A 1,530-nucleotide genomic window follows, 5' to 3' on the forward strand; every position below is an offset into this window, starting at 1 on the left:
CCCGCTGATTTCATGATCACGAAAGAAAATCGCGCGCATAGGACGATTTTTCTTCGTGATCATGCTGAGCGCCGCGGCTGAGGTCCTCGCCGGGCCCCCCGGCCGCCGTAGACCCACCCTTCAACGTCTGTAGGGCGTGATCGCCCGGAGCAGACGTGATCCGAGCACTGCCCGTTCAGTAGCAGGGGTCACTCCCGTTCACCTTGCGCACGAAATAACCATTTCTGCGGCTAAGTGACCGGTCACAGATGGTCACGCCGTGCACAAGGTGCGCTTCGGTGCGCATGGTCGCCAACCCTGTGGAACTGTCCGACCTTGTCCGGGGATCGGGGGTTGGCCGGATGGCACAGCGGTACGAGGCGGCAGAATTCGGTGTGGCCGCCGGGACACCGGGGGCTGAAGTCTCGATTGCGTTACGGTTCGGCCCGTTGTCATCCGGGCCTGCTTTCCGCGCGTCACCTTAAAAATGCGGGACCACGCAGCGGTTTCGCCATTGTGGAGGGGGATCAAGCCATGCCGTACACCGTGAGTGTGTCGACCGGTGACGTCGCCGACAAGGCGGCCTCTATTCAGCAGACGGCTGGCGAGATCGAGTCGCTGCTATCCGTGCTCAACGCGCAAATGCAGGACCTTGCCGGAACGTGGACCGGGCCAGCGGCCGCGGCGTTCCAGAGCGCGTATGACAACTGGAAGACCACGCAGCAGCAGACCAAGGCCAGCCTGGACGAGATCGGCGCGAGCCTGCGCAACACCGGCCAGCAGTACGACGAGCAAGAGGACGCGCTGCGCGGCCAGTGGGCCTGATGGACGAAGCCGTCCTGTTCGTTCTCGCCTGCCCGCTGCCGGGCGGACAGGGACCCGCCTACCTGTTGCATCAGGTAGGCGGCGTGGGCTGTGTGCTCGCCTATACCGACCTCGACCGGCTGGTCGAGTGCTGCGGCGAGCACCAGCCCTGGCTCGCGGTGCGGATCGACGCGCTCATGGCCGACCTGCGCGATCAGCGGCTGCCCGGTCCCGTGGTCAACCTGCCGCTGAGCCCGGATGTCCGATGGGGCGCCGACGGCCCGCCGTGGGACCTGGCCGCGCTCGCCGCCGCCGGCGAGGGGAGCGCGCTTTGACTCAGATCGGGGTGGACCTCGATGCGCTGCGCGCGGGCGCGTCCCAGCTCGGCGCAGCCGCGGAGTCGTTCAGCCAGGGATCGGGGCACGCCGGGGGCATCCCAGGTGCTCCGGCGCCGCTGAACGCAGACGGCCTGCTCGAGCGGGCCGCGGAGGCCCTCGGCGGGGCGCTCGGCAAGCTCGCGTCCGAGCTCGACCACGTCTCGACGCACCTGTCCGGGACCGCTGCGGCGTACGAGGAAACCGAGCGGATGCTCGCGGCCTGGTTCGTGCCCGGAGGTTCGTAATGGGCAGCCTCGGGCTGCACGCCGACCCGGACGGCTGGCTGAACGCCGGCTACTCCGTCAGGACGCTGATGGACTCCCTGGACAGCGAGCTCTACGACGCGGACCGGATCGGCGGCGCGGGGCTG

3 protein-coding genes are annotated in these 1,530 nt (G+C 68.2%); all 3 read left to right on the forward strand.

The annotated features are described in order from the left end of the window. Positions 1–513: 513 nt before the first annotated feature. The 3 genes from WA805_RS09240 to WA805_RS09250 are packed head-to-tail and all read left to right on the forward strand — an operon-like array spanning position 514 to position 1,405. Positions 514–804: a WXG100 family type VII secretion target gene (locus tag WA805_RS09240; RefSeq protein WP_422289155.1), complete on the forward strand. Its 291-nt coding sequence runs from the start codon at positions 514–516 to the stop codon at positions 802–804. Continuing rightward, positions 804–1,118, forward strand: a complete 315-nt coding sequence (locus tag WA805_RS09245; RefSeq protein ID WP_422289154.1) for an SAV_915 family protein — start codon at positions 804–806, stop codon at positions 1,116–1,118. Before WA805_RS09240 ends, WA805_RS09245 begins: the two co-directional genes overlap by 1 nt. Next, a complete protein-coding gene (locus WA805_RS09250) occupies positions 1,115–1,405 on the forward strand; it encodes a hypothetical protein (RefSeq protein ID WP_422278364.1) in 291 nt (96 codons plus the stop codon). Before WA805_RS09245 ends, WA805_RS09250 begins: the two co-directional genes overlap by 4 nt. Positions 1,406–1,530 lie beyond the last annotated feature (125 nt).

Origin of the sequence: Trebonia sp., assembly GCF_049794275.1 — a bacterium.
GTDB lineage: Bacteria > Actinomycetota > Actinomycetes > Streptosporangiales > Streptosporangiaceae > Trebonia.

What these genes read in the sequence shown, in the direction of transcription:
- WA805_RS09240 (WP_422289155.1), top strand. Translation starts at nt 514, where the DNA reads ATGCCGTACACCGTGAGTGTGTCGACCGGTGACGTCGCCGACAAGGCG.
- WA805_RS09245 (WP_422289154.1), top strand. Translation starts at nt 804, where the DNA reads ATGGACGAAGCCGTCCTGTTCGTTCTCGCCTGCCCGCTGCCGGGCGGA.